Here is a 25,439-nt window from a genome sequence, read left to right on the forward strand (position 1 = left end):
TGCAGACTTGAGGTTAACACTACCGGCTCCAACAAACATTCCCCCTCTCACTCACCGGCAATCGCGTGTTCAGGACGCTGCCCGGCGTCCCGTACGGCGTCCGCCACCGCGCCGTCAGGGCGTCAGCGGCAGCACGCTCGCTCCGGACGCGTCGAGGTCGAGCCGGTTGGCGGCCCAGCCCTCGCCCGCGAGCAGGGCGACCTTGTCGGCCGTCCCGTTGTCGGCCAGCGCGAGGACCGTGGGGCCCGCGCCGGAGATGACCGCGGGCACGCCGTCCGCCCGCAGCCGGTTCACGAGCGCGATGCTCTCCGGCATCGCGGGGGCCCGGTACTCCTGGTGCAGCCGGTCCTCGGTGGCCGCGAGCAGCAGCTCGGGGCGGCGGGTCAGGGCCTCGACGAGGAGGGCGGCGCGACCGGCGTTGGCGGCGGCGTCCACGTGCGGGACGGTGCGCGGCAGCAGGCCCCGGGCGGTCTCGGTCAGCACGGGCTTGCCGGGCACGAAAACCACCGGAACGATGGAATCCGAGGGATCCATCCTGATCGCCCGCGCGGCGCCGGCCTCGGTCCACGCGAGGGTGAAGCCGCCGAGCAGACAGGCGGCGACGTTGTCGGGGTGGCCCTCGATCTCGGTGGCCAGCTCCAGGAGGGCGGCCTCGTCGAGCTTGGCGTCCCCGCCTATGGTCACGGCGCGGGCGGCGACGATGCCGGCGCAGATGGCGGCGGAGGAGGAGCCGAGGCCGCGGCCGTGCGGGATGCGGTTGGCGCAGACGACCTCCAGGCCGCGCGGCTGCCCGCCGAGCAGGTCGAAGGCCGTGCGCAGGGAGCGTACGAGCAGGTGCTTCTCGTCGCGCGGGAGCGTCTCGGCGCCCTCTCCGGCGATGTCGATGTGCAGCCCGGAGTCGGCGACCCGGACGACGACGTCGTCGTAGAGGCCCAGCGACAGGCCGAAGGCGTCGAAGCCCGGGCCGAGGTTGGCGCTGGTGGCGGGGACGCGCACCCGTACGGCGGCGGCGCGGAACGCGGGACCGGCCATCGCTCGATGACTCTCCTTGACTGCGGCAACGGGGGTGTTCAAGAGAAGTGCTGGGGAACCCGGGGGGCCGTTTCGGCCGTTCGGTCGCGGAGAGGCGACCACGGCGACGACACCGCGCATATGCGCCGGGGCGGGTTCGGTACAGCCTATCGAAGGAAGGTTCTGTGGCGACATAGGGCGCACGGGAGGCGCACGATGCGTGTCGCGCGCCAACCTGTGCGCCTATGTACGTTCCTGATCGGGTTTCGACCAGGAGCCTCACCCGGTCGGGGGAGTTCTCCGCTCGTTCCCGAGCATCCGCTCCCCCGTCCGGGGCATCGGGATCAGGCCAGTCCGAGCCGCTCGGCGGCGGCCGCGGCGTCCACCGGGACGGTGACCGGCTGCGGGGCGCCGGCGACGGCCCAGTCGGGGTCCTTCAGGCCGTTTCCGGTGACCGTGCAGACGATCCGCTGGCCCGGGTCGACCTTGCCCTGCTCGGCGGCCTTCAGCAGACCGGCGACCGAGGCGGCCGAGGCGGGCTCCACGAAGACGCCCTCCTGCGCGGCCAACAGGCGGTAGGCGCGCAGGATCTCACGGTCCGTCACCTCGTCGATGAAACCGCCCGACTCGTCGCGCGCGGCGATCGCGTACTGCCACGATGCCGGGTTGCCGATGCGGATCGCGGTGGCGATGGTCGACGGGTCCTTGACGACCTCGCCGCGCACCAGCGGGGCCGAACCGGACGCCTGGAAGCCCCACATGCGCGGCCGGTGGGTGGCCATGCCGTCGGCGGCGTACTCGGTGTAGCCCTTCCAGTAGGCCGTGATGTTGCCGGCGTTGCCGACGGGCAGCACGTGGATGTCGGGGGCGTCGCCCAGCATGTCCACGATCTCGAACGCGGCGGTCTTCTGGCCCTCGATACGGACCGGGTTGACCGAATTGACCAGCGCCACCGGGTAGTTCTCGGAGAGCGAGCGGGCCAGCGTCAGGCAGTCGTCGAAGTTGCCGTCGACCTGGAGGATCTTCGCGCCGTGCACGAGGGCCTGGCCCATCTTGCCGAGCGCGATCTTGCCCTGGGGCACCAGCACGGCGGAGACCATCCCGGCCCGGACCGCGTACGCGGCGGCGGAGGCGGAGGTGTTGCCGGTGGAGGCGCAGATGACCGCCTTGGCGCCCTCCTCCTTGGCCCGGGTGATGGCCATCGTCATGCCGCGGTCCTTGAAGGACCCGGTGGGGTTGGCGCCCTCGACCTTGAGGTGCACCTCGCAACCCGTGCGCTCGGAGAGGACCTGAGCGGGGACGAGCGGCGTACCGCCCTCACGGAGTGTGACGACCGGCGTCGTGTCCGTGACCGGAAGACGGTCCCGGTACTCCTCGATGATGCCGCGCCACTGGTGGGTGCCCTGGTTGGTCATGGGTCCTTACTCCCCTTCAACACGCATGATGCTGGCGACACCGCGCACGGTGTCGAGCTTGCGCAGCGCCTCGACCGTCCCGGAGAGGGCGGCGTCGGCGGCGCGGTGGGTGACGACGACGAGGCTGGCCTCGCCGTCCTTGCCCTGCTGGCGCACGGTATCGATCGATACGCCGTGCTCGGCGAAGACCGTCGCGACCTGGGCGAGGACGCCCGGCTTGTCGGCCACGTCGAGACTGATGTGGTACCGCGTCACCACGTCGCCCATGGGGCTCACGGGCAGCTGGGTGTACGCGGACTCGCCGGGGCCCGTCGCCTCGTTGAGACGGTTGCGGCAGACGGCGACGATGTCGCCGAGGACGGCCGAGGCGGTCGGCGAGCCGCCGGCGCCGGGGCCGTAGAACATGAGCCGCCCGGCGGCCTCCGCCTCGACGAAGACCGCGTTGTACGCCTCGCGGACGGAGGCCAGCGGGTGGCTCAGCGGGATCATCGCGGGGTGCACGCGCGCGGTGACGGACCCGCCGTCGGCGGCCCGCTCGCAGATCGCGAGCAGCTTGATGGTGCAGCCCATCTGCTTGGCGGAGGCGAAGTCGGCGGCGGTGACCTCGGTCATGCCCTCGCGGTAGACGTCGTCGAGGCGCACGCGCGTGTGGAAGGCGATCCCGGCGAGGATGGCGGCCTTGGCGGCGGCGTCGAAGCCCTCGACGTCGGCGGTCGGGTCGGCCTCGGCGTAACCGAGCGCAGTGGCCTCGTCCAGGGCCTCCTGGTAGCCGGCGCCGGTCGAGTCCATCTTGTCGAGGATGAAGTTCGTGGTGCCGTTGACGATGCCCATGACACGGTTGATCTTGTCGCCGGCGAGGGACTCGCGGAGCGGCCGGATCAGCGGGATGGCGCCGGCGACGGCGGCCTCGTAGTAGAGGTCCTGCCCGTGCTGCTCGGCGGCGGCGTAGAGGGTCGCGCCGTCCTGGGCGAGCAGCGCCTTGTTGGCGGAGACCACGGAGGCGCCGTGCTCGAAGGCGGTGGTGATGAGGGTGCGGGCCGGCTCGATCCCGCCGATGACCTCGACGACGACGTCGATGTCCCCGCGTTTGACCAGGGCGGTCGCGTCGGTGGTGATCAGGGCGGGGTCGATGCCGCCGCGGACCTTGTCGGGCCGGCGGACGGCGACGCCGGCGAGCTCGATCGGCGCGCCGATGCGCGCGGCGAGGTCGTCGGCGTGCGTCGTCATGATGCGCGCCACCTCGGAGCCGACAACTCCACAGCCCAGCAGCGCCACCTTCAGCGGACGCGTACGCATCATCCGACCTCGTTTCTCGTACTTCTGATTCGTATCTCTACGGTTCTGACGGGGGTGGGAACCAGTCTCACTCACCGGACGGGCGATTCAGCCGTCCGTCCGGATCCTGAGACATCGATTCCACCACCCGACTATTTCATCAGCCGACGTCGAGACGCAGGAGATCTTCCTCCGTCTCGCGCCGGACGATGACCCTTGCTTCGCCGTCCCGGACCGCCACCACGGGCGGCCGGAGGGCGTGGTTGTAGTTGCTCGCCATGGAGCGGCAGTAGGCGCCGGTGGCGGGCACGGCGATCAGGTCGCCGGGCGCCAGGTCGGCGGGGAGGAAGGCGTCGCGGACGACGATGTCGCCGCTCTCGCAGTGCTTGCCGACGACCCGGGAGAGCATCGGCTCGGCGTCGCTGACGCGGGAGACGAGGCTGACGCTGTACTCGGCGTCGTAGAGGGCGGTGCGGATGTTGTCCGACATGCCGCCGTCCACGCTCACGTACGTGCGCAGCCCGTCGAGGGGCTTGATGGTGCCGACCCGGTACAGGGTGAAGGCGGTCGGGCCGACGATGGCGCGGCCCGGCTCGACGGAGATCCGGGGGGTGCGCAGCCCGGCGGACTCGCACTCCCGCGTCACGATCTCGCTGAGCGCCTTGGCGATCTCGTGCGGCTCGCGCGGGTCGTCCTCGGAGGTGTACGCGATGCCGAGGCCGCCGCCGAGGTCGATCTCGGGCAGCTCGACGCCGTGCTCGTCGCGCACCTCGGCGAGGAGCTGGACGACGCGGCGGGCGGAGACCTCGAAGCCGGCCATGTCGAAGATCTGGGAGCCGATGTGCGAGTGGATGCCGATGAGCTCCAGGCCGTCCAGCTGCAGCGCCCGGCGCACGGCTTCGGCGGCCTGGCCGCCGGCGAGGGCGATGCCGAACTTCTGGTCCTCGTGGGCGGTGGCGATGAACTCGTGGGTGTGCGCCTCGACGCCGACGGTGACGCGGATCTGGACGCGCTGCCGCTTGCCGAGGGACTGGGCGATGTGGGCGACCCGGACGATCTCCTGGAAGGAGTCGAGGACGATCCGGCCGACGCCGGCCTCGACGGCCCGCCGGATCTCGGCCTCGCTCTTGTTGTTGCCGTGGAAGGCGATCCGCTCGGCGGGCATGCCGGCGGAGAGCGCGGTGGCGAGCTCGCCGCCGGAGCAGACGTCGAGGTTGAGCCCCTCCTCGTGCAGCCAGCGGACGATGGCGCGGGAGAGGAACGCCTTGCCGGCGTAGAAGACGTCGGCGTCCGGGCCGAAGGCGTCGGCCCAGGCGCGGCAGCGGGTGCGGAAGTCGGTCTCGTCGAGGAAGTAGGCGGGGGTGCCGAACTCCTCGGCGAGGTCGGTGACGCGGAGTCCGCCGATGGTCGCGACGCCCTGCTCGTCACGGTCGACGGTCCGCGCCCACACCTTGGGGTCGAGCGTGTTCAGGTCGGCGGGCGGCGCGGTGTAGTGCCCCTCGGGGAGGACGTCGGCGTGCCGGGGGCCGGCGGGGTGGGCGGAACGGCTCATGTCTGGTCAGCTCTTTCAGATCCGGTCGGGTGCGCTGATGCCGAGCACGGAGAGGCCGCCGGCGAGCACCGTCCCGGTGGCTTCGGCGAGCGCGAGCCGGGAGCGGTGGGCGGCCGAGGGTTTCTCGTCGCCGAGCGGCAGAACGGTGTGCTGGAAGCCGAGCAGCGCGTCGGCGACGGCTTCGAGGTGCCGGGCGACCCGGTCGGGGGCGCGGTGGCGGGCGGCGGCGAGGAGGACGGCGGGGTGGTCCCGGAGCAGCCCGAGCAGCGGGCCCTCGCCCTCGGTGCCGTGGACCTCGGTCTCGTAGGCGGGGAGCACGCCGAGCTGCGCGCCGTTGGCGAGGAGCCGCCGGGTGCGGGAGTGGGCGTACTGGACGCGGAAGAGCGCGTTGCGCTCGTGCCGTACGAGGAGCGGGGGCCCGTCGAGGGGCCGGTCGTGGGGCGCGGCCCGCAGCAGCCGCCACCGGGCGGCGTCGCTCCCGAGGAGCGCGGTCTCGTCGGCGCCGGGGTGGACGTACGGCCGCTCGCCGCCGGCCTCGACGCGGGCGTCGGCGCCCTGGCCGCGCAGCAGCCCGGTGAGACAGCCGACGATCACGGTGGCGCGGTCCTCGGCCGGCGGCTCGAACCGCACGGCCTCCCCGGCGAGCGCGTCGCCCTGCCCGTACGCGAGCCCGGCGGTCCGCACGGCCCGGAGGAGTTCGGCGCCGTCCTGGGGCCGGAGGGTGAAGTTCAGGAAGCCGGGCCCGGTGATGTCCACGGCGAGGATCCCGGCGGCGCCGTCCAGCCGCTCCTTGAGCACGGAGGCGACGTCGAGCGCGGGCCGCCCGGCGGGCCGGGCGAGGCTGAGGGCGACGCTGCTGGCGTACTCCCCCACTCCCCCGGGGCGGGCCTTCTCGACCTTGACCCGCGGGGGGACGTCGACCCGCAGCGCACCGTCGTCGACCGCACGGCGCACGGCGTGCTGCACGGTGAGGGAGAGGTCCGCGGGGGTCACGGTCCCAGCCTAGGGGAGGAGGGGGGTCGGAACGCGAACCGGTTTCGCCATCCGGTCACCCGCGGCGCCGCACGCGACGAATCCCCAGGCGGAAACGGTTCACCGGCGACTCACCGCCGACTCACATCCGACTCACCACCCGGCTCACCGCCCGGGGCGTACGCTCCCGGCCGCCGGTCTGCCCTGGCTGCCGTCCCCTGCGGACGGCTCCTCTCCCGCGTCGGGCGCACCGGCCTGTCGCCGCTGCCGGGGCTCCCGGTGCAGCAGCTGCCGGACGACCCGTACGAGCTCCGCCGGCTCGAAGGGCTTGGCGAGGAACGCGTCCGCGGCCGGCGCGGCCTCGCCCTCCCCGCAGGCGCTGATGATGGCCACGGGCAGATGCCGGGTCCGCGGGTCCTCCCGCAGCCGCTGGGCGGTCTTGATGCCGTCGAGCCGTGGCATGACGACGTCGAGGGTGACGACGTCGGGCCGGACGCGATGCACGACGTCCAGACACTCGGCACCATCGGCCGCGGTCACGACCTCGAACCCCTCGAGTTCGAGATTGACCCTGATCAACTGCCGGATGACCTTGTTGTCGTCGACAACGAGCACCCGCCCGGACATGCCTGACACGTGAACGAGAGTAGGCCGCCCCGAGGGGCTGCGTCCGGGTTTTGCCCACTTCCGACCCGTGCGAGCGAACACCCCCCTGGTGACGCCCCGGAAATACCTGTTCACAGGCACCCCGCGAGAGCTGGTAAGGTTTCACCCGTCGCCGCCAAGCAGCGACGAAGCCCCCGTAGCTCAGGGGATAGAGCAACGGCCTCCGGAGCCGTGTGCGCAGGTTCGAATCCTGCCGGGGGCACTTCGCGAGAAGTGCCAGACAGACCCCGTGATCAGCGAAATCGCTGAGAGCGGGGTCTTGTTGTATGCCCTCTTCGCGGCCGGGGGCTCGGGGGCAGGAGGGCCCCCAGCCGGACTCGGGGAGGGTGAGGTCCTGCTCGGCCGGGCCGACCGCTTCGGCGGGCCGGGAGCCGCCGAAGTACACGGCTCGGCGAGGAGAAGCGTGCCCCTCCCGTGCCCGGTCGAGCGGGGAACGCCGGGTGGTCGCGGTGCGCGGACACGGAAGCGGCCCCCGACCAGGTTGCCCGGTCAGGGGCCATTCATGTGCGGCGGCCTTGTCCACCGGGCCGGTCTTCACCCGCCGGCGAGATGCGGGACCGGCGGGCTGACAGCGGATGCGCCGGGTGTGATCACGAGAACCACAGCTCGTGGATGTGGTTGTCCTGGCCGCGGTAGACCACGTGCTGGGTATCGTCCACGTCCCAGGTGTACCCGGCAGGGGTACCGACAGCCTGCATGGAGCCACCCGACGCGACGGTCAGGTCGTTGTGATGCCAGGCGCCGTTGAACCACAGCTCGTGGATGTGCTTGTCACTCCCGCGGTAGACCACGTGCTGGGTCTTGTCCACGTCCCAGGTGTATCCGACCGGATCGGAATGCGCCGCAACCTGACTGCCCGACGCGGTGATCAGGTCGTTGTGGTGCCAGGCGCCGTTGAACCACAGCTCATGGATGCGACTGTCCGGGCCGCGGTAGACCACGTGCTGGGTTCCGTCCACATCCCAGGTGTACCCGGCGGGGTCGCCATCGGCCTCGACGGGGCTGCCGGACGCGACGGTCAGGTCGTTGTGATGCCAGGCGCCGTTGAACCACAGCTCGTGGATGTGGTTGTCCGGGCCGCGGTAGACCACGTGCTGGGTCCCGTCCACGTCCCAGGTGTACCCGTCTGGAAACCCTGCCACCTTCGCGGTGCTGCCGGACGCGGCATTCAGATTGTTGTGGTGCCACGAGCCGTTGAACCACAGCTCCCGGACGTTGCTGTCCTCATCGCAGAACACGACATGCTGGGTCTTGTCCACGTCCCAGGTGTAACCACAGGGGTCGCCGTTGGGATGGGCGCGTTCCGGGCTGCCCGATGCGGCGATCAGATCGTTGTGGTGCCATGCGCCGTTGAACCACAGTTCCTGGATGTGCGTGTTCAGACCGCAGTACACGACGTGCTGGGTCCCGTCCACGTCCCAGGTGTAACCAGAGGGATCGCCGTTCGCCAGCACTTGGCTGCCCGATGCGGTGATCAGGTCGTTGTGGTGCCAGGCGCCGTTGAACCACAGCTCATGGATGCGATTGTCCTGGCCGCGGTAGACCACGTGCTGGGTCTTGTCCACGTCCCAGGTGTATCCGTCCGGGTTTCCGCCGGCAGGTGCCGGGCTGCCCGAAGCGACGGTCAGATCATTGCGGTCCCATCCCACGGTGCTCTCCCTTCATGCCTGTTTCGGCCGGACTCGGCCCATTAGCCAGTCAGACACCGACGAGGCAGCTCGGCATCCCCCGATGCAGGGAGTAGTGCTCTGGGACATGGGGCAGCGACAGACAGTCGAAGTGGCTCCCGCCCGGCAAGGCACACCACGGACGCCCGCCCCTTCCCCTTGCGCACGGAAAGTTACATGAGCGGCACAGTTCGATTTCACTCGAACGGCTTAGTTTCGTCGCTCTCCGTAGCGCGCCCGGCGCCTCCGAGCACAGGTACGTCCATGCCGACTCGGCCTCGGCACCGGAGACGCGGTCAAACGAACGCTGCCGCCGGCTCGACACCGCTCGTCGAGGCACCGTGATCGGCGGTCCATGGGGAGATCGCGTGGGGGCTTGGGCAAGGGGTGTGCCCCCGGCGTCGGGGCCGGGGGCACGGGTGGTCACGTCACTTGACGTTGACGGCCTTCCAGGCGGCGTTGACCGCGTTGTATTCGGAGGAGGTCGCGCCGTAGAGGTCGGACGCCGCGGAGAGGGTGGCGGTGCGGGCGCCGGCGTAGGTGGTGGAGGAGGTCATGTAGGTGGAGAGGGCCTTGTACCAGATCTGGTACGCCTTCTCGCGGCCTATGCCGGTGACGGTGGAGTTGTCGTAGGTCGGGGAGTTGTAGGTGACCCCGTTGATCGTCTTGGTGCCGCTGCCCTCCGCCAGGAGGTAGAAGAAGTGGTTGGCCGGGCCCGAGGAGTAGTGGACGTCGAGGCGGCCGAGGCTGCTGGACCAGTAGTCGGCGGAGTTGCCGTCCTTGCTGGGCTTGTCCATGTAGCGGAGCGGGGTGCCGTTGCCGCGGATGTCGATCTTCTCGCCGATGAGGTAGTCGCCGGCGTCGGACGCGTTGTTCGCGTAGAACTCGACCGAGGTGCCGAGGATGTCGGAGGTCGCCTCGTTGAGGCCGCCGGACTCCTTGCTGTAGCGGAGGTTCGCCGTGGAGGCGGTGAGGCCGTGGGTCATCTCGTGGCCGGCGACGTCGAGGGAGGTCAGCGGCTTGGCGTTGCCGGCGCCGTCGCCGTACGTCATGCAGAAGCAGGAGTCGGACCAGAAGGCGTTGACGTAGGCGTTGCCGTAGTGGACGCGTGAGTAGGCGGCGACGCCGTCGCCGCGGATGCCGTTGCGGCCGAGCTCGTTCTTGTAGAAGTCCCAGGTGACGGCCGCGCCGTAGTGGGCGTCGGCGGCCGCGGTCTCGCGGTTGCTCGCCAGGCCGTTGCCCCAGGTGTCGGTGGAGTTGGTGAAGAGGGTGCCGGTGCCGCTGGTGCCGCCCTTCAGGTCGTACGTCTTGTGGCCGCCGCGGCCGGCGTCCGTGAGGGTGAAGCCGGGCGAGGTGCCGAGGGTGACCTGGCCGCTGTACTGGGTGTTGCCGACGCCCGTCTCGATCGCCTCGTAGGAGTGCAGCTCCTTGCCGGTGGTGGCGTCCGTGATGACGTGGCGCTCGCTCGGCGTGCCGTCGTGCTGGTGGCCGGTCTCCACGGTCTCCCAGGCGAGGACGGGCTTGCCGCCGGCCGCCCAGATCACCTTGCGGGCGCCTTCGCGCGCCGTGGCGGCGGCGGCCGTGGTCGGCACGGAGATGCGGGCCGAGGTCGCCTTGGTGGTGGAGCGGGCGCCGTTCTTCTTCTGGTGGACCACGAGGTCGCCGCCGAGGACCGGCAGGCCGTCGTAGGTGCGCTCGTACCGCGTGTGGACGGTGCCGTCCGCGTCCTTCACGACGTCGCGGACGACCAGCTTCTCCCGGTCGGCCAGGCCGATCGCCTCGGCGGTGGCGGCGGCCGACGCCTGGGCCTGCTGGATCGCGGCGGCCCGCTGGGGGGCGCTGAGGACGAGGGCGGTGGCCCCGGCCCCGGTGCCGGTCTCGTTGACGACCGCGGCTCCGGCGGTTCCGGTCTGGACTCCGACGACGACCATGGCGGCCGAGGCGACGAGGGCGGCGGTGCGGACGACGGTCCGGCGGTGCGAGGACTGCTGGCGGATCACGCGGGCTCCTTCGCTGAAACGCGTGGGGGTTCATGTGGGGGGTGACGCGGTGGGGAGCGTGCCAGGAGAACGCGTTCTTTGACAGGTATGCAACAAGAATTTGACCATCTGTTGTCCGAAGGACGGGGTGGGGTGTCCGCTATGCGGCATGTCAACCGGGCTCGGAGCGGGAACAGTTGGGGCGGGTCGGGCATGGCTGGGCCCCCTGCCTCCGGAGGGAGGCAGGGGGCCCGTGGTGGTTCAGGGGGCGGGGTCGGCCCGGGGTCAGGCCGTGCGCTTCTTCGGTGCCGCCTTCTTCGGTGCCGCCTTCTTCGATGCAGCCTGCTTGGCCGTCGCCTTCTTCGTCTCGGCCGCCTTCTTCGTCCCGGCCGTCTTGCTCGTCGCGGTCGTCTTCTTGGCCGCCGCGGTCTTCTTCGCCGTCGTCGTCTTCTTCGCCGTCGTCGTCGTCTTCTCGGCCGTCTTCTTCGCCGTCGCCGTCTTCTTCGCCGGGCGGCTCTTGATGTCCGTGACCACGGCCGGCTCGCCCCGGGACTCCTTCGCCTCGCGGACGCTCTTCTCCAGCGCCGCCATCAGGTCGATCACCTGGCCGCCGCCCTCCTCGCCCGGCTCCGGGGGCGCCACTCCCGCGCCGCCCGCCGCCTTCGCCGCGATCATCTCCTCCACCGCCTCGCGGTAGTCGTCGTGGAGGGTGCTGATGTCGACCTCGCCGAGGGTGGCCATCAGGGCGTCCGCCAGGTCGAGTTCGGCGTCGCGGACCGTCACCTGGGTCTCCGGGGCCACGCCCTCCGGCGCGCGGATCTCGTCCGGCCAGAGCAGGCCGTGCATGGCGATCACGTCGTCCACGACCCGGAGCATGCCCAGCCGTTCGCGGCCCCGCAGCGCGTACTTCGCCACCGCCACCTTGTCGCTGCGCTTCAGCGCCTCCCGCAGGAGCGTGTACGGCTTGGCGGCCGGCACCCCGTTCGCCGAGAGGTAGTACGCGGCGTCCATCTGGAGCGGGTCGATGTCGCCGGCCGGGACGAAGGCGACGATCTCGATCGTCTTGGCCGTGGGCAGCGGCAGCGCGGCCAGGTCCTCGTCGGTGATCGGGATCATGGTCCCGTCGGCGTCCTCGTACGCCTTCCCGATCTCGGCCTGCGTGACCTCCTCGCCGTCCAGCTCGCAGACCTTCCGGTAGCGGATCCGGCCGCCGTCCGCGGCGTGGATCTGGCGGAAGGAGACGGACCGGCTCTCGGTGGCGTTCACCAGCTTGATCGGGATGCTGACCAGGCCGAAGGATATGGCGCCGTTCCAGATCGATCGCACGGTTTGTTCCCTTCGTACCGGTTCGGCGGGAAACATGGGAGTCTCATCGTATGACGCCCATCACAGAGGTGGCCGGGCGGCGCATCACGCTCAGTAACCTCGGCAAGGTCATCCACCCCGCCACGGGCACCACCAAGGGCGAGCTGCTGCACTACTACGCCACCGTCGAGGCCGCGATCCTGCCGCATCTGCGCGACCGGCCCGTCTCCTTCCTGCGCTATCCGGACGGGCCCGGCGGGCAGCTCTTCTTCACCAAGAATCCGCCGCCCGGTACGCCCGCCTGGGTGGCCACCACGCCCGTGCCGCGCACCGAGGACCCGCGCGCCCGGCAGGTGATGGTCCAGGACCTGCCGTCGCTGGTGTGGGCGTCGAACCTGGTCGTGGAGTTCCACACCCCGCAGTGGACCGCCGCCTCCCCCGCCGTCGCCGACCGGCTCGTCCTGGACCTCGACCCGGGGCCGCCGGCCACCGTCGTCGACTGCTGCCGGGTCGCGCTCCACCTGCGCGAACGGCTCGCCCGGGACGGTCTGGCCGCCTTCGCCAAGACCTCCGGCGCCAAGGGGCTCCATCTGCTGGTCCCGGTGCTGCCGACGCCGTCCGGGCAGGTCTCCGCGTACGCGAAGCGGCTCGCCGTCGAGACGGAGGCGGAGCTGCCGCGGCTGGTCACGCACCGGATGACGAAGGCCCTGCGCGCCGGGAAGGTCTTCGTCGACCACAGCCAGAACGCCGCCGCCAAGACCACCGCCACCCCCTACACCCTCCGGGCCCGCGAACGGCCCACCGTCTCCGCGCCGGTCACCTGGGAGGAGGTCGAGGCGTGCGCGAACCCCGCGGACCTGGTCTTCGTGATGGACGACATCACGCCACGTCTGGAGCGGTACGGGGAGCTGATGGGGCCGCTGTTCGACGCGGGGCGGGCGGGGGAAGTGCCGTGAGCGGCGGCAGCGGAGTGCGCGGGGGCCACGCCGGGAACGGTGGGAGCGGGGTGCGCGGTGGGCACGGTGGGAGCGGCGGCAGCGGGATGCGCGATGGCCACGCCGGCAGCGGGGTGAGCGGTGGCGGCGGAGTCGTGCTCGTGCCGCCGGTGGAGGTCATGCGGCCGCGGCCGGCGGAGGAGATCCCCCCGCAGGCGCCGCCGCCCCGGGAGCTCCAGTACTCCCTCAAGCTCGACGGCTTCCGGGCGCTCGCCTTCGTCCTGGAGGGCGGGCGGGTGGTGCTCCAGTCGCGGTCCCGGCGCGACCTCGCCCCCGAGTTCCCGGACATCGCGGCGGCCCTGGCGGCCCGGCTGCCGGCCGGGATCGTGCTGGACGGGGAGCTGTGCGCGTACCGCGAGGGGCGGCTCAGCTTCACCGACCTGCTGCGCTCGCACGCCGACCGGGTACGGACCGGGGTGCCCGTCTCGTACATCGCCTTCGACCTGCTCGCCGTGCCCGGCCGGGACGTCCGGGCGCTGCCGCTGCGGGACCGGTGGGAGCTGCTCGGCACGGCGCTGAGCGAGGTCGGGCCGCCGCTCCAGCGGGTGCTGGCGACGGACGACGAGGAGACCGCGCGCGCGTGGTTCCGGGATCTGCGGGCGGCGGGCGTGGAGGGGGTCGTGGCCAAGGCGATGGGCTCGGCGTACCGCTCCGGCGCCACCTGGGCCTGGCGGAAGGTGCGGCATTCCGAGACCGTGGACGCGGAGCTGACCGGGCTGGTCGGCCCGGCCGACCGCCCCCGGGCGCTGCTGGTCCGGCTGCCGGACGGACGGACCCTGACGACGGTGCCCCGGCTGACCGCGGTGCAGGCCCGGGAGGTCGGGGCCCGGGTCGCGGAGGCAGGCGGCGGGCTGACGCCGGAGACCGACCCCGAGCACGGACCGGTGCTGCGGCTCGCGCGGCCGCAGGCGGTGGAGCTGCGGCAGGTCGCGGGACGACAGACCGGCGCCCCCGCGTTCGTACGGTTCCGGGGGGAGGGGGTGTGAGACCCGGCCCCCGGGACCTCCGGGCGGGCGGGCGCCGGGGGGCGTGGAACCCGCTTCCCCGTGACCTCCACGCGCGCGTGCCTGAGGGGGTGGGGGTGACGTGGTTCCGGTCCGCGTGACCTCCACGCGCGCGTGCCCGCGGGGGCGTGGCGCGCGCCCCCGCGACCCCCGCGCGCGCGTGCGTGGGGGTGTTTTCGTCGACAACGGCGGGTCCTCGCACCGTACATGGCGCAAACCGAGCGCAACACTCGCCGGTCGTGGGGTGGGTGGCGCCGGTTCGGCGTCGATGTCCTTCCTGTGGTGCACACTTGCTGCCTGGTAGAGGGCTCACGGGGAAGGCGGCCGGGCAATGCTGACGGGGATCGAGGAGGTCGACTGGGCCTCGCTGGGGCACGCCTACGGCCCCGCGGACGACGTGCCGGCACTGCTCCGCGGTCTCGCCTCGCCCGACCCCGCCGAGCGGGAGGCCGGCCTCGACGGCATGTACGGGGCGGTCCACCACCAGGGCGACGTGTACGACTCCACCCTCGCCTGCATCCCCTTCCTCCTGGAACTGGTCGCCGATCCCGCCGTCCAGGACCGCGGCGGCATCGTCGAACTGCTCACCAGCATCGGCGGGATCGAGCTCGACGACGAGGACGACGACCTGGACGGGCCGGCCGGGACGGGTGTGGACGACGACGGGTTCGTCCCGGCCGCGAACTTCGCGATGGCGGCCGCGGCCGTCGCCGCCGGAGCCGACGTCTTCCTCGGTCTGGTCGACGACGCCGACCCGGAGGTGCGGCTCGCCGCGCCGGTGGCGCTGGCGTCGCTGCACCCGGACCCCGCGCGCGTGCTGACCCTGCTGCGGGAGCGGCTGACCGTGGAGCCGGACACGGAGGTGCGGCTCGCGCTGGTCGAGGCGGTGGGGCGGATCGCGCTGCGGCACGCCTCGCTCTGCGCCGAGACGGTCGACTGGCTGGCCTGGCTGGCGCGGGCGGCCCACGACCCGGGGCTGAGGCTCGCGGCCCTCGCACAGCTCGCGCGGTGCTGCCCCGGCCGGATCCCGGACGACATCGTGGGGCGCGTGACGGAGCTCCTGGAGGAGATCCGGACGGCGCCGGAGCCGGACGACGGGGGCGGCGAGCCGGGTCCCGCGCGGATGCCGGTGACGCTCGTGGGGCAGGTCCGCGAACTCCTGGAGGAGCATGCGGCGGGGCGGCGGACGCCGTGGACCGAGGAGCTGCTGCGGACCCTGCACGGCGCGCTGGACGACCGGGTGGACGACCGGATCGCGCTGATCACGGCGCAGCTGCGCAGCCCCGACCCGGGGCAGCGGTCGGACGCGATCTGGCTGTGCGGCGGGCTGATACGGCTCTGGCGGGGGCGGTACGAGGAGGTCGTACGGCTCGTCGGCGAGCAGCTCGCCGATCCCGACGCGCGGCTCCGGGAGGCCGCCATCTCCTTCCTGGAGCGGCTCTTCGAGCGGGCGGCCCCGGCGGCCGACGCGCTCGCGGGCGTCCTGGCGCGCGGGCCGGGCGGGGCGCCCGCGGCGCCCGGCGGCCTGGCGGAGCTGACCGGCAGGACCGGGCGGGACGGCGCGCTGCTGGCGCTGGCGCGGAGTGGCGACGCCCGTGCCGTACCGCTGCTCGCGCGGGCTCTTGAGGGCCGGGGTGAGGTGCGGCGGGAGCTGCTGTACGCGGTCGACGGGCTCGGGCCGGCCGCGGCGGGCCTCGCGCCGTTGCTGCGGCGGCGGCTGGCGGCGGTCGAGCTGGACGAGGACCTGTACGAGCGGGCGGCGCCGCTGCTGTACGCGCTGGCGGCGGTGCGGGGCGGCCAGGCGCTGCCGGAGGTGCTGCGGCTGCTGCGCGGGGCGCCGGAGCACCGGCGCGCGTGGGTGCGGGAGGCGGCGGCGCGGACCCTCGGCGCGTTCGGGCCCGCGGCCCGGGAGGCCGTACCGGAGCTGCGGGAGCTGCTGGCCGCGGACTCGGCGACGGTCTCCACGACGGCGGCGCGCGCCCTGTGGGAGGTCGAGGGCGACGCGGACGCGGTGGTGCCGGTGCTGGTGCGGTGGCTGCGGCCGGGTGCGTCGGGCGCCGACCGGTGCGCGGCGGCGCAGGCGCTGGGCGCGATCGGCCCGGCGGCGGCCGGGGCGGCGCGGGCGCTGCGGCCGGGGCTGACCTCGCGTGACCTGTGGGAGCGGGTGCGGTGCGCGGCGGCCCTGTGGCGGGTGTCCGGGGAGACGGAGCGGACGCTGCCGGTGCTGCTCGCGGCCTGGGAGGAGAACCGGCACGCGCGCGTGGACATCGCCGAGTGCCTCGCCGAGATGGGTCCCGCGGCGGCGGAGGCCCAGCTGTCGATCCTCACCGAGCTGACCCGCCGCCGCCGGCACAACGCCCGGGAGGGCGCCTCCGGCAGCCATGACATCCACCAGGACGAGAAGCTCCTGACCCTGTGCCGGGCGGCCCTGGCCCGCATGGAGCGGCGGACCCCGTGGCAGGAGGCCCGGCCCCTGGCCGACACGGACCGCCCGGGGGGCCGGGACCCGGACGGCGCCTGACGGGCGCGGGGCCGCCGAGGCCCGCACCCCGAAGGCCGAGGCCCACACACCCCGAAGGCCGAGGCCCGCACCCCGAAGGCCGAGGCCCACACACCCCGAAGGCCGAGGCCCGCACCCCGAAGGCCGAGGCCCACACCCCGGAGACCGAGGCCCACACCCCGAAGAGGGATGTCCTTCTCCATTTGGACATATGGTCTTTCCGAGACCGTCCCTCCGACCCGGGAGCCCCGTGAGCGTCCGCACCGCCGCCCGCACCCTCGCCGCCGTCGCCGCGATCGCCGCGGCGACGGCCGGCTGCGGCGGCGAGGGCGGCCTCAAGAGCGACGGCCCGGTGGAGACGGCGGTGGGGCCGGTGCGGCTCTGGCCGGAGCTGCCGCCCGCCTCGGACCCGCCCGTCGACTACGGGGAGACGGACACCGCCCGGGTGCCGGGGATCGTCGTGCGCGGCGCCGACGTGCGGACCGTGGACCCGGTCGCGGTGGTCCGGGCCGAGGTGGCCGCCCACCCCGACACGTACACCGGCGGCGACGGGATGTACGAGGAGACCGCCCGGGCGATCCTCGCCTGCGACACCGCGCCGGCGGCCTGCCCGGTGCTGTCGCCGTACTACCGGGACCTCACGGGGAACGGCCGGGACGAGCTGATCGTCGGGATCCGGATGCCCGAGCAGCAGGTCGCCGTCCGGGTGTACCTCGCCGAGCGGGGCGGGCTCACCCGGGTGATGTCCACCGTCGAGCAGGTGATCAGCGTGGAGCTGGCCGGCCGGGACCTGATCGTGCGGGCCGCCTCGGCCGGGATCCCGGGGTACGAGTACCGCACGGCCTGGTCGTGGGACGAGCGGCAGCACAGCATGCTCCCGGCGCGCGACGAGATCGTGCCCGTACGCACGCCGTCCGCGGCTCCCCGCCGCGCCTCCCCGCGTTCGGAGCCCGCCCCGTGACCGCGCGCCGCGCCCGCCGGCCCCGGGCGCCCGCCTGGACCGCGACGCTCACCTGGAAGGCCGCCGTCTTCATCGCCGTGATGTGCTGCGCGCTCGCCGCGCTGCTCGGCACGCTGGTGCACGTCTCGGTGACCCGGCAGACCGAGCGGGACGCGCGGGAGAAGGCGCTGGCCCGGCTGGTGGAGGTCACCCGGGTGTACGAGGCGGGCGAGCCGCTGCCGCCGTTCGCCGGGCTCGACCCGGACGGGCTGCCGGAACCGCTGCGGCGGCTGACGGCGCGCGGCGAGCGCGGCACCATGATCGCCGACCACGAGGGCCGGCCCACCATGTGGGCGGCGGGCCCGGCGGACGGGCACGCCCTCGCCGTCCGGGTCGACCACAGCGTGGGCGCGGGGACCATCGACGCCCTGGACCGGTCGATCGTCGGCTCGTCGGTCCTCGCCATCGCGGCGACCCTGGCGGTCGGCGTCCTGGCCGTCACCCGGGTCACCCGGCGGCTGCACGCCACCGCGCAGGTGGCCCGCAGGATCACCGCGGGCGACCTGGACGCGCGCGTGGACGACCCCCGCACGAAGGACCCCCGGCGCCCGCAGGACGAGGTGGCGACGGTCTCCGGGGCGCTCGACACCATGGCCTCCTCGCTCCAGCGCAAGCTCCAGAGCGAGCAGCGCTTCACGGCCGACGTGGCCCATGAGCTGCGGACCCCGCTGACCGGGCTGTCGGCCGCCGCCGAACTCCTGCCGGAGGGGCGGCCCGCCGAGCTCGTGCGGGACCGGGTGCGGGCGATGCGGGGGCTGACCGAGGACCTTCTGGAGATCTCCCGGCTCGACGCCCGCAACGAGACCGTCGATCTGGCCGTGCACGAGCTCGGGCCGCTGGTCGAGCGGGTGGTGCGCGCCTCGGGCACCGACACGGCGGTGCGGATCGTCCGGGACGCGGAGGTCGAGACCGACCGGCGGCGCCTGGAACGCGTCCTCGGCAACCTGGTCGCCAACGCGCACCGGCACGGCCGCGCGCCCGTCGTGGTGACCGTGGACGGGCCGGTGGTGGCGGTGCGGGACCACGGGCCGGGCTATCCGGAGTACCTGCTCACCTCCGGCCCGCAGCGCTTCCGCACCGAGAGCGGCGGCAAGGGACACGGTCTCGGGCTGACGATCGCGGTGGGGCAGGCGGAGGTGATCGGCGCGGAGCTGGTCTTCGCCGACGCCCCGGAGGGCGGGGCCGAGGCACGGATCCGACTGCCGGAGTACGTGCGGCTCACGGACGACGGCCCGGAGGGATGAACGCCCCTGCCGCGTGAACGGCCCGCACCACGTGAACAGCCGCACCACATGAACAGCCCGCACCACATGAGCAGCCCGCACCACGTGAACAGCCCGCACGGCACACCGTCACACAAAAGGGACATACGGCATACGGCTTGCTACGTTGCCGACCATGACCGCACCTCGGACCATGGACGCGCCCCCGGCCGCGCCGCCGCCGGGTGTCCGGGGCCGGAAGCGGCGCGGGGTGGAACTGGTGCTGCTCCTCGGCGCCGTGCTCATCTCCGTCTGCGGCTACGCCGAGGTGGGTTTCGCCCACGACGGGGCCGTGCCGCCGGACGCCGCCCGGTACGGGGCGGGGCTCGGGCTCCTCGCGCTGCTCGCGCACCTCGCCGTGCGGTTCCGGGCCCCGTACGCCGATCCGCTCCTGCTGCCGATCGCCCTGCTGCTCAACGGGCTCGGTCTGGTGCTGATCTACCGGCTGGACCTGGAGACCCCGCACGACCTGGCGGCCACCACCCAGCTGGTGTGGTCGACGCTCGGCGTCGCGCTCTTCATCGTGGTCGTCCTCGTGCTGCGCGACCACCGCGCCCTGCGGGGGTACGCGTACGTCTCCGTGGCCGCCGCGCTCGCCCTGATGATCCTGCCGATCTTCTTCCCGGCGGTGAACGGGGCCAGGATCTGGATCCGGATCGGCGGGCTCTCCTTCCAGCCGGGCGAGTTCGCGAAGATCCTGCTGGCGGTCTTCTTCGCCGCGTACCTCTCCGCCAACCTCAGCGCGCTCGCCTACGCCGGGCGCCGGATCTGGAGGTTCCAGTTCCCCACCTGGCGGGTGCTCGGGCCGATCGTGGCGATCTGGCTGCTCAGCGTCGGCGTCCTCGTCCTGGAGCGGGACCTGGGCACCTCGCTGCTCTTCTTCGGCCTCTTCGTGATCATGCTGTACGTGGCCACCGGGCGCACCGGCTGGATCGCGATCGGGCTGCTGCTGGCCGCCGCCGGGGCGTTTCTCATCGGCTCCGTCGAGCCGCACGTGCACGGCCGGGTGGAGGACTGGCTCGATCCGTACGCCTCCATCCGGGCCGGGGACGGGCCCGGGCAGCTCGCCCAGTCGCTCTTCGCCTTCGCCGCCGGCGGGATGCTCGGCACCGGCCTCGGCCTCGGCCACTCGGTCCTCATCGGCTTCGCCGCCAAGTCGGACTTCATCCTGGCGACGGCCGGCGAGGAGCTGGGGCTGGTCGGGCTCACCGCGCTCTTCCTGCTGTACGCCCTCTTCGTGGCGCGCGGCTACCGGGCCGGGCTCGCGCTGCGGGACCCCTTCGGGCGGCTGCTCGCGGTGGGGCTGGCGTCGATCGTGGCGCTCCAGGTCTTCGTGATCGCGGGCGGGGTGATGGGGCTGATCCCGCTGACCGGCATGGCGATGCCGTTCCTGGCGCAGGGCGGTTCGTCGGTGGTGACCAACTGGGTGATCGTCGCCCTCCTGATCCGGGTCAGCGACTCGGCGCGGGCCCCGCAGCCGGAGGCCGCCGAGACCGGCGAGCCGGCCCGGGTGGAGGCCGGCCGGTGATCCGGTACATCCGGCGGGCCGCCGCGCTCTGTCTGCTGCTGCTCGCCGCGCTGCTGGTCAACGCGGCCCGGGTGATGCTGGTCGAGGCCGGCGAGCTGGACGCGAACCCGGCCAACCGGCGGAGCGCCATCGCCCGCTGGGCCGAGCCGCGCGGCGAGATCGTCGTCGACGGGAAGCCGGTCACCGGCTCCCGGGACAGCGGCCAGCAGCTGCGCTGGGAGCGGACCTACCGCCGGGGCCCGCTGTACGCGCCGGTGACCGGCTACGCCTCCCAGACGTACGGCACCACGATGGTCGAGCACGCGGAGGACGGGATCCTCGCCGGCACCGACCCGATGCTGGCGCCGCTGCCGCTGTGGAACGACCTCACCCGGGGCCGCTCCCCCGGCGGCGACGTGGTGACGACGATCCGCGCGCCGATGCAGGAGGCCGCCTACCGGGGGCTCGGCGGCAAGCGCGGCGCGGTCGTCGCGCTCGAACCGTCGAGCGGGCGGATCCTGACGCTGGTCTCCTCCCCCTCGTACGAGCCCGGCGTGCTCTCCGGCAACGGCCCGGACGTGAAGGACGCCTGGACCCGGCTGACCACCTCGCCGAACCAGCCGATGCTCAACCGGGCGCTGCGGCAGACCTATCCGCCCGGCTCCACCTTCAAGATCGTGACGGCGGCGGCGGCGCTGGACGCGGGCGTGGTGCGGGACGTGGACGCGCCGACGGACACGCCGGACCCGTTCGTGCTGCCCGGCACCCGGCAGGTGCTGCCGAACGCGGCCCGGGGCTGCGAGGACGCCTCTCTCGCGTACGCCCTCCAGTGGTCCTGCAACACCGTGATGGCCGGGCTCGGCGTGGACGTGGGCCTGGCCGGGATGGTGGAGGCGGCGGAACGGTTCGGCTTCGACGACACGACGCTGCGGGTGCCGTCCTGGGTGGCGAAGTCCAACTTCGACCGCGACATGAGCCCGGACCAGCTGGCGCTGTCGTCGATCGGGCAGTTCAACACCACGGCGACCCCGCTCCAGATGGCGATGGTGGCGGCGGCGGTCGCCAACACCGGGGAGATCGCACAGCCGTACCTGGTGGACCGGACGACGACCTCCGGCGGCACGACCGTGGACCGCACCCCGCGCCGCACCTACCGGCAGGCGATGAGCCCGTCGACCGCGCTCCAGCTCCAGCGGCTGATGGTGAGGGCGGTGGACGAGGGGACCGGGTCGAACGCGGCGATCCCCGGGGCCCGGGTCGGCGGCAAGACCGGCACCGCGCAGCACGGCCTCGGCAACACGGGGACCCCGTACGCCTGGTTCATCGCCTGGGCGCAGGCGGAGGACTCGGGCCGGCCGGCCGTGGCGGTGGCGGTGGTCGTGGAGGACGCGGAGGCGTCCCGCACCGACATCAGCGGCGGCGGCAGCGCGGCGCCGATCGCCCGGGACGTGATGCGGGAGGCGCTCCGCCTGGAGGCGGAGGCGCGCGCGTCCGGCACGCCGGGACCGCGCGGCGCGCGGGCGCCGGCCCCGCAGACGAAGGCACCCCGCCCCGCCGGCCCGCCCGGCGGCCGGGCGCCGGAGGCCACACCCCCGCCCCACCCGCGGAAGGCACCGGTCACCCGCCCCGCCGGGGGCCGAGCGGCCACCCCGCCCGCGCCCCGCGGAGCGCCCGGGACGGGCGGGACCAGCGGGACGGGCGGGACCGGCGGGACCAGCGGGACGGGCGGGACCGGCGGGACGGGCTGAGCCGGGTATCGCCCCGCCCCACCCGCGCGGCGCACCAGTCACCCGCCCCGCCGCGGACCGCCGGCGCGGTGAGGGGCCTACTCCGCCGCGCCGTCCGCGACCGCCCGTGCCACCTCCGCCACGCGCTCGCGCTCCTCCGCCGCGAAGCGTTCCGCGTCCAGGCGCTCCGCGATCTCCTCGTCCTGGGTCATGAGGAGGTCGAGGTTGGAGTCGCCGAGGTCGAAGACGCCCATGTCGAGGTAGGCGCGCTGGAGGCGTTCGCCCCAGAGGCCGATGTCCTTGACGCAGGGCACGATCCGGCTGAAGAGCAGCTTCCGGAAGAGGTGCAGGAACTCGCTCTGCTCGCTGTACTCCTCCGCCTCCTTCCGCCCGACGCCGAAGCTCTCCAGGACCTCGACCCCGCGCAGCCGGTCCCGCATCAGGTAGCAGCCCTCGATGACGAACTCCTCGCGTTCGCGCAGTTCGGCGTCGGTGAGCTGCTTGTAGTGGTCGCGCAGGGCCATCCGGCCGAAGGCGACGTGCCGGGCCTCGTCCTGCATGACGTACGCGAGGATCTGCTTCGGCAGCGGCTTGTCGGTGGTGTCGCGGATCATGCCGAAGGCGGCGAGGGCCAGGCCCTCGATGAGCACCTGCATGCCGAGGTAGGGCATGTCCCAGCGGGAGTCGCGGAGGGTGTCGTCGAGGAGGGACTGGAGGTGGTCGTTGATCGGGTAGAGCATCCCGATCTTCTCGTGCAGGAAGCGGCCGTAGATCTCGGCGTGCCGGGCCTCGTCCATGGTCTGGGTGGCGGAGTAGAACTTGGCGTCGAGGTCGGGCGCGGACTCGACGATCCGGGCGGCGCAGACCATGGCGCCCTGCTCGCCGTGGAGGAACTGGCTGAAGTTCCAGGAGGCGTAGTGCCGGCGCAGCTCGCCCTTGTCCTTCTCGGTGAGCTTGGCCCAGTGCCGGGTGCCGTACAGGGCGAGCGCCTCGTCGGGGGTGCCGAGCGGGTCGTACGGGTCGACCTCCAGCTCCCAGTCGATGCGGCGGGCGCCGTCCCACTGCTTGTCCTTGCCCTTCTGGTAGAGGGCGAGGAGCCGGTCACGGCCGGCGTCGGCCATGTCGTACTCCCAGGAGAAGCGGGCCTCTCCGGTGGCCGGGATCTCCCGGCCGGGTCCGGACGGGGGGTTCACGTAGAGCTCGTGGGTCGACATCGACCACTCCTTCCGGCCTGACGGCACGTCAGCCGTCGCCAGCAGGCTCACACGTTGCTGGACGAAGCGTCAACAAGTCGTACACGAGGGATTGACGGGCTTGCTGACGGGCAGTCTGATAGCGAGTGACCGACGGTAACCCGAACCCGCCGCCAGCGAGGTGTCCCCGCCATGAGCCGCGCCACGAGCCCCTTCACCGAGCCCGACCTCACCCTGCTGCGGGACGCCCTGGGGCCGCTCCGCGACCGCGAGCGGCTCGCCGAACGGCTCCTGGAGTCCTCCCGCAAGCACTCCCACGACCCCGACACCGAACTCGACTGGGACGCGCCGTTCGAGGACGGGAAGTGGTACTGGCCGCCGGAGCTGGTCTCGCTCCACGGCACCCCGCTGTGGCACCGGATGTCCGAGGAACAGCGGATCGCCCTCTCCCGCCACGAGGCCGCCTCGCTCGCCTCGCTGGGCATCTGGTTCGAGGTCATCCTGATGCAGCTGCTCGTCCGGCACATCTACGACAAGTCGCTGACCAGCCATCACGTGGGGTACGCGCTCACCGAGATCGCCGACGAGTGCCGCCACTCGATGATGTTCGCCCGGCTGATCCGCAAGAGCGGGACCGGCGAGTACCCGGTGCCGCGGGTCTACCACAACCTCGGGCGCGTCCTGAAGACCGTCTCCACCACCCCCGGTTCCTTCGCCGCCACCCTGCTCGGCGAGGAGATCCTCGACTGGATGCAGCGGCTGACCTTCCCGGACGAGCGGGTCCAGCCGCTGGTGCGCGGGGTCACCCGGATCCATGTGGTGGAGGAGGCCCGGCACGTGCGGTACGCCCGCGAGGAGCTGCGCCGGCAGATGGTGACGGCGCCGCGCTGGGAGCGGGAGTTCACCCGGCTCAGCTGCGGAGAGGCCGCCCGGGTCTTCTCCACCTGCTTCGTCAACCCGGCGGTGTACGACGCGGTGGGCCTGGACCGGCGGGAGGCGGTCGCCCAGGTGCGGGCGAGCGGACACCGGCGGGAGGTCATGCAGAGCGGCGCCCGGCGCCTGACGGACTTCCTCGACGACATCGGGGTGCTGCGCGGCCCGGGCCGCCGGCTGTGGCGCTCGTCGGGACTGCTGGCCTGAGGGGAGGGTGCGCCGGGACGGCGGGGGCGGCTTCCGGCCAGGGACGGGAGCGGCACCGGGCGGGTTCCGGCCACGGTCCGGAGCGGTACCGGGGCAGGCTTCCGGCCGGGGCGCCGGAGCGGGCGGTACCGGGGTTACGCTGCGGGCATGACGAGCGCCGCCTCCCCCGCGTACCGCCGGCTCAGCGTCGAGGAGCGGCGCGGCCAGCTCCTGGAGGCCGCGCTCGGGCTCTTCGCGCACCGGGCCCCCGAGGACGTGTCGCTCGACGACGTCGCCGAGGCCGCCGGGGTCTCCCGGCCGCTGGTCTACCGCTACTTCCCCGGCGGCAAGCAGCAGCTGTACGAGGCCGCCCTGCGCTCCTCGGCGGACGCCCTGCACCGCTGTTTCGCCGAGCCGGCCGAGGGCCCGCCCACCGAGCGGCTCGGCCGGGTCCTCGACCGCTACCTGGCCTTCGTGGACGGCCACGACGCCGGTTTCAGCGCGCTGCTGCGCGGCGGCAGCGTCGTCGAGACCGCGCACACGGCCGCGATCGTGGACGAGGTGCGGCGGGCCGCGGCCGGGCAGATCTTCCTGCACCTGGGCGTGGAGCGGCCGGGCGGGCGGCTCGGGATGCTGGTCCGCACCTGGATCGCGGCCGTCGAGGCGGCCTCCCTCCTCTGGCTCGGCGACGGCAAGCGGCCGGACGCGGGCGAGCTGCGCGACTGGCTGGTCGACCATCTCGTCGCGCTGCTCGCCGCGAGCTCCGCGCGCGACCCCGAGACCGCGGAGGTCGTCCGGCGGCTGCTCGCCCAGGAGACCCCCGACGGTCCGGTCGCCGGTCTCGCCCGCCGTCTCGCGCCGCTCGCCGGCGAGGCGGCGCACCTGCTCTGACCGCCCGCGCCCGGGGCGGCCGGGAGAGACTGGTGGGGTGAGAAGCGAGAACACCCCCTTCCGCGGCGGCCCGCTCGACGGGCGGGTGCTGCCCATCCTGCTCGGCGCGACCGGCCACCCGCCGAAGTGGTACGAGGTGCCGGTGCCGGCCCACGACGGCCGGCCGCCCATGCTGTACACGTACCGGCGCGAGCCCGCGGGCCACACCAAGCGGCTCGGCCTCCAGCGCGGCTGGGTCTACGAGTACGCCCCCGAGGGCCGCGAGCGGCGCGAGCTGAAGTGGCCGTGGTCCAAGCCGACCCCCCGCCCCGACGGTCCCGACGGGCCCGAGGAGCCCGGGCGGTCCCCCGGAGAGCCGAACGGGTGAGTCGGGAGGGCGCGCCCCGCTTCGTACGGTAA

The 25,439-nt window shown here is 73.3% G+C and carries 19 protein-coding genes, 1 tRNA gene and 1 pseudogene; 11 read left to right on the forward strand and 10 right to left on the reverse strand.

Features of this window, described 5'->3' with window-relative positions:
• Window positions 1-114 precede the first annotated feature (114 nt).
• From thrB to IF73_RS0111420, 6 genes are all read right to left on the reverse strand, one after another.
• Window positions 115-1,032, reverse strand: coding sequence for a homoserine kinase (thrB, locus tag IF73_RS0111395; protein ID WP_031006275.1), 918 nt, complete (start codon window positions 1,030-1,032; stop codon window positions 115-117).
• Between the two features lie 323 nt (window positions 1,033-1,355).
• A complete protein-coding gene (thrC, locus tag IF73_RS0111400) occupies window positions 1,356-2,426 on the reverse strand; it encodes a threonine synthase (protein WP_031006277.1) in 1,071 nt (356 codons plus the stop codon).
• A gap of 6 nt (window positions 2,427-2,432) precedes the next feature.
• Window positions 2,433-3,722, reverse strand: coding sequence for a homoserine dehydrogenase (locus tag IF73_RS0111405; protein WP_031006279.1), 1,290 nt, complete (start codon window positions 3,720-3,722; stop codon window positions 2,433-2,435).
• 139 nt (window positions 3,723-3,861) lie between these two features.
• The gene (gene lysA, locus IF73_RS0111410) at window positions 3,862-5,253 is read right to left on the reverse strand and encodes a diaminopimelate decarboxylase (protein WP_031006281.1); all 1,392 of its coding nucleotides are present in this window, start codon (window positions 5,251-5,253) and stop codon (window positions 3,862-3,864) included.
• Window positions 5,254-5,268: 15 nt separating this feature from the next.
• Window positions 5,269-6,246, reverse strand: coding sequence for an ArgS-related anticodon-binding protein NrtL (gene nrtL / locus IF73_RS0111415; RefSeq protein ID WP_031006283.1), 978 nt, complete (start codon window positions 6,244-6,246; stop codon window positions 5,269-5,271).
• A gap of 144 nt (window positions 6,247-6,390) precedes the next feature.
• Window positions 6,391-6,852, reverse strand: coding sequence for a response regulator (locus IF73_RS0111420; protein ID WP_031006285.1), 462 nt, complete (start codon window positions 6,850-6,852; stop codon window positions 6,391-6,393).
• Window positions 6,853-7,021: 169 nt separating this feature from the next.
• Between IF73_RS0111420 and IF73_RS0111425 the strand changes: the two genes are divergently transcribed.
• Window positions 7,022-7,093: transfer RNA gene (locus tag IF73_RS0111425), tRNA-Arg, on the forward strand.
• 388 nt (window positions 7,094-7,481) lie between these two features.
• Here the strand turns inward: IF73_RS0111425 and IF73_RS0111430 are convergent.
• From IF73_RS0111430 to IF73_RS0111440, 3 genes are all read right to left on the reverse strand, one after another.
• On the reverse strand, window positions 7,482-8,540 hold the full coding sequence (locus IF73_RS0111430) for a hypothetical protein (protein WP_158821980.1): 1,059 nt from the start codon (window positions 8,538-8,540) through the stop codon (window positions 7,482-7,484).
• A 446-nt stretch (window positions 8,541-8,986) separates the two neighbouring features.
• On the reverse strand, window positions 8,987-10,489 hold the full coding sequence (locus tag IF73_RS0111435; protein WP_078868021.1) for a M4 family metallopeptidase: 1,503 nt from the start codon (window positions 10,487-10,489) through the stop codon (window positions 8,987-8,989).
• Window positions 10,490-10,822: 333 nt separating this feature from the next.
• Complete coding sequence (locus tag IF73_RS0111440; protein WP_031006291.1) at window positions 10,823-11,863, reverse strand: Ku protein; 1,041 nt, start codon at window positions 11,861-11,863, stop codon at window positions 10,823-10,825.
• 50 nt (window positions 11,864-11,913) lie between these two features.
• Here IF73_RS0111440 and ligD point away from each other — a divergent pair, with 50 nt between their 5' ends.
• The 7 genes and pseudogenes from ligD to IF73_RS0111475 form a co-directional block, all read left to right on the forward strand.
• A complete protein-coding gene (ligD, locus tag IF73_RS0111445) occupies window positions 11,914-12,798 on the forward strand; it encodes a non-homologous end-joining DNA ligase (protein ID WP_031006293.1) in 885 nt (294 codons plus the stop codon).
• An 86-nt stretch (window positions 12,799-12,884) separates the two neighbouring features.
• Window positions 12,885-13,823, forward strand: a complete 939-nt coding sequence (locus IF73_RS0111450; RefSeq protein ID WP_234338209.1) for a DNA ligase — start codon at window positions 12,885-12,887, stop codon at window positions 13,821-13,823.
• Between the two features lie 349 nt (window positions 13,824-14,172).
• Window positions 14,173-16,362: a HEAT repeat domain-containing protein gene (locus IF73_RS0111455; protein WP_078868016.1), complete on the forward strand. Its 2,190-nt coding sequence runs from the start codon at window positions 14,173-14,175 to the stop codon at window positions 16,360-16,362.
• A gap of 190 nt (window positions 16,363-16,552) precedes the next feature.
• Window positions 16,553-17,302 carry a hypothetical protein gene (locus tag IF73_RS0111460; protein ID WP_420706550.1) on the forward strand — a complete coding sequence of 250 codons (750 nt, stop codon included), beginning with the start codon at window positions 16,553-16,555 and terminating at the stop codon, window positions 17,300-17,302.
• Window positions 17,299-18,585 (forward strand): sensor histidine kinase, encoded by a 1,287-nt coding sequence (locus IF73_RS0111465; protein WP_031006301.1) that lies wholly within the window; start codon window positions 17,299-17,301, stop codon window positions 18,583-18,585. The genes IF73_RS0111460 and IF73_RS0111465 overlap by 4 nt, the downstream gene beginning before the upstream one ends.
• 172 nt (window positions 18,586-18,757) lie before the next feature.
• On the forward strand, window positions 18,758-20,131 hold the full coding sequence (locus IF73_RS0111470) for an FtsW/RodA/SpoVE family cell cycle protein (protein ID WP_031006303.1): 1,374 nt from the start codon (window positions 18,758-18,760) through the stop codon (window positions 20,129-20,131).
• Window positions 20,128-21,579: pseudogene (locus IF73_RS0111475) on the forward strand (penicillin-binding transpeptidase domain-containing protein); the annotation flags it as partial. The gene IF73_RS0111470 and the pseudogene IF73_RS0111475, both read left to right, overlap by 4 nt.
• 356 nt (window positions 21,580-21,935) lie before the next feature.
• Here IF73_RS0111475 and IF73_RS0111480 read toward each other — a convergent pair.
• Window positions 21,936-23,051: a ferritin-like domain-containing protein gene (locus IF73_RS0111480; RefSeq protein WP_031006307.1), complete on the reverse strand. Its 1,116-nt coding sequence runs from the start codon at window positions 23,049-23,051 to the stop codon at window positions 21,936-21,938.
• A 171-nt stretch (window positions 23,052-23,222) separates the two neighbouring features.
• Here IF73_RS0111480 and IF73_RS0111485 point away from each other — a divergent pair, with 171 nt between their 5' ends.
• The 3 genes from IF73_RS0111485 to IF73_RS0111495 all read left to right on the forward strand — a co-directional run bounded on the left by IF73_RS0111485 (window position 23,223) and on the right by IF73_RS0111495 (window position 25,407).
• Window positions 23,223-24,170: an AurF N-oxygenase family protein gene (locus IF73_RS0111485; protein WP_031006309.1), complete on the forward strand. Its 948-nt coding sequence runs from the start codon at window positions 23,223-23,225 to the stop codon at window positions 24,168-24,170.
• Between the two features lie 147 nt (window positions 24,171-24,317).
• On the forward strand, window positions 24,318-25,040 hold the full coding sequence (locus IF73_RS0111490; RefSeq protein WP_031006312.1) for a TetR/AcrR family transcriptional regulator: 723 nt from the start codon (window positions 24,318-24,320) through the stop codon (window positions 25,038-25,040).
• Window positions 25,041-25,077: 37 nt separating this feature from the next.
• Window positions 25,078-25,407 (forward strand): hypothetical protein, encoded by a 330-nt coding sequence (locus IF73_RS0111495; protein ID WP_051716680.1) that lies wholly within the window; start codon window positions 25,078-25,080, stop codon window positions 25,405-25,407.
• Window positions 25,408-25,439 lie beyond the last annotated feature (32 nt).

This window comes from Streptomyces sp. NRRL F-5727, assembly GCF_000719555.1.
Lineage (GTDB): Bacteria > Actinomycetota > Actinomycetes > Streptomycetales > Streptomycetaceae > Streptomyces.

Coding starts and splice junctions, on each gene's coding strand:
- thrB (WP_031006275.1), bottom strand. CDS start 1,032: ATGGCCGGTCCCGCGTTCCGCGCCGCCGCCGTACGGGTGCGCGTCCCC.
- thrC (WP_031006277.1), bottom strand. CDS start 2,426: ATGACCAACCAGGGCACCCACCAGTGGCGCGGCATCATCGAGGAGTAC.
- IF73_RS0111405 (WP_031006279.1), bottom strand. CDS start 3,722: ATGCGTACGCGTCCGCTGAAGGTGGCGCTGCTGGGCTGTGGAGTTGTC.
- lysA (WP_031006281.1), bottom strand. CDS start 5,253: ATGAGCCGTTCCGCCCACCCCGCCGGCCCCCGGCACGCCGACGTCCTC.
- IF73_RS0111420 (WP_031006285.1), bottom strand. CDS start 6,852: ATGTCCGGGCGGGTGCTCGTTGTCGACGACAACAAGGTCATCCGGCAG.
- IF73_RS0111435 (WP_078868021.1), bottom strand. CDS start 10,489: ATGGTCGTCGTCGGAGTCCAGACCGGAACCGCCGGAGCCGCGGTCGTC.
- ligD (WP_031006293.1), top strand. CDS start 11,914: ATGACGCCCATCACAGAGGTGGCCGGGCGGCGCATCACGCTCAGTAAC.
- IF73_RS0111450 (WP_234338209.1), top strand. CDS start 12,885: ATGCGCGATGGCCACGCCGGCAGCGGGGTGAGCGGTGGCGGCGGAGTC.
- IF73_RS0111455 (WP_078868016.1), top strand. CDS start 14,173: ATGCTGACGGGGATCGAGGAGGTCGACTGGGCCTCGCTGGGGCACGCC.
- IF73_RS0111460 (WP_420706550.1), top strand. CDS start 16,553: ATGGTCTTTCCGAGACCGTCCCTCCGACCCGGGAGCCCCGTGAGCGTC.
- IF73_RS0111470 (WP_031006303.1), top strand. CDS start 18,758: ATGGACGCGCCCCCGGCCGCGCCGCCGCCGGGTGTCCGGGGCCGGAAG.
- IF73_RS0111480 (WP_031006307.1), bottom strand. CDS start 23,051: ATGTCGACCCACGAGCTCTACGTGAACCCCCCGTCCGGACCCGGCCGG.
- IF73_RS0111485 (WP_031006309.1), top strand. CDS start 23,223: ATGAGCCGCGCCACGAGCCCCTTCACCGAGCCCGACCTCACCCTGCTG.
- IF73_RS0111490 (WP_031006312.1), top strand. CDS start 24,318: ATGACGAGCGCCGCCTCCCCCGCGTACCGCCGGCTCAGCGTCGAGGAG.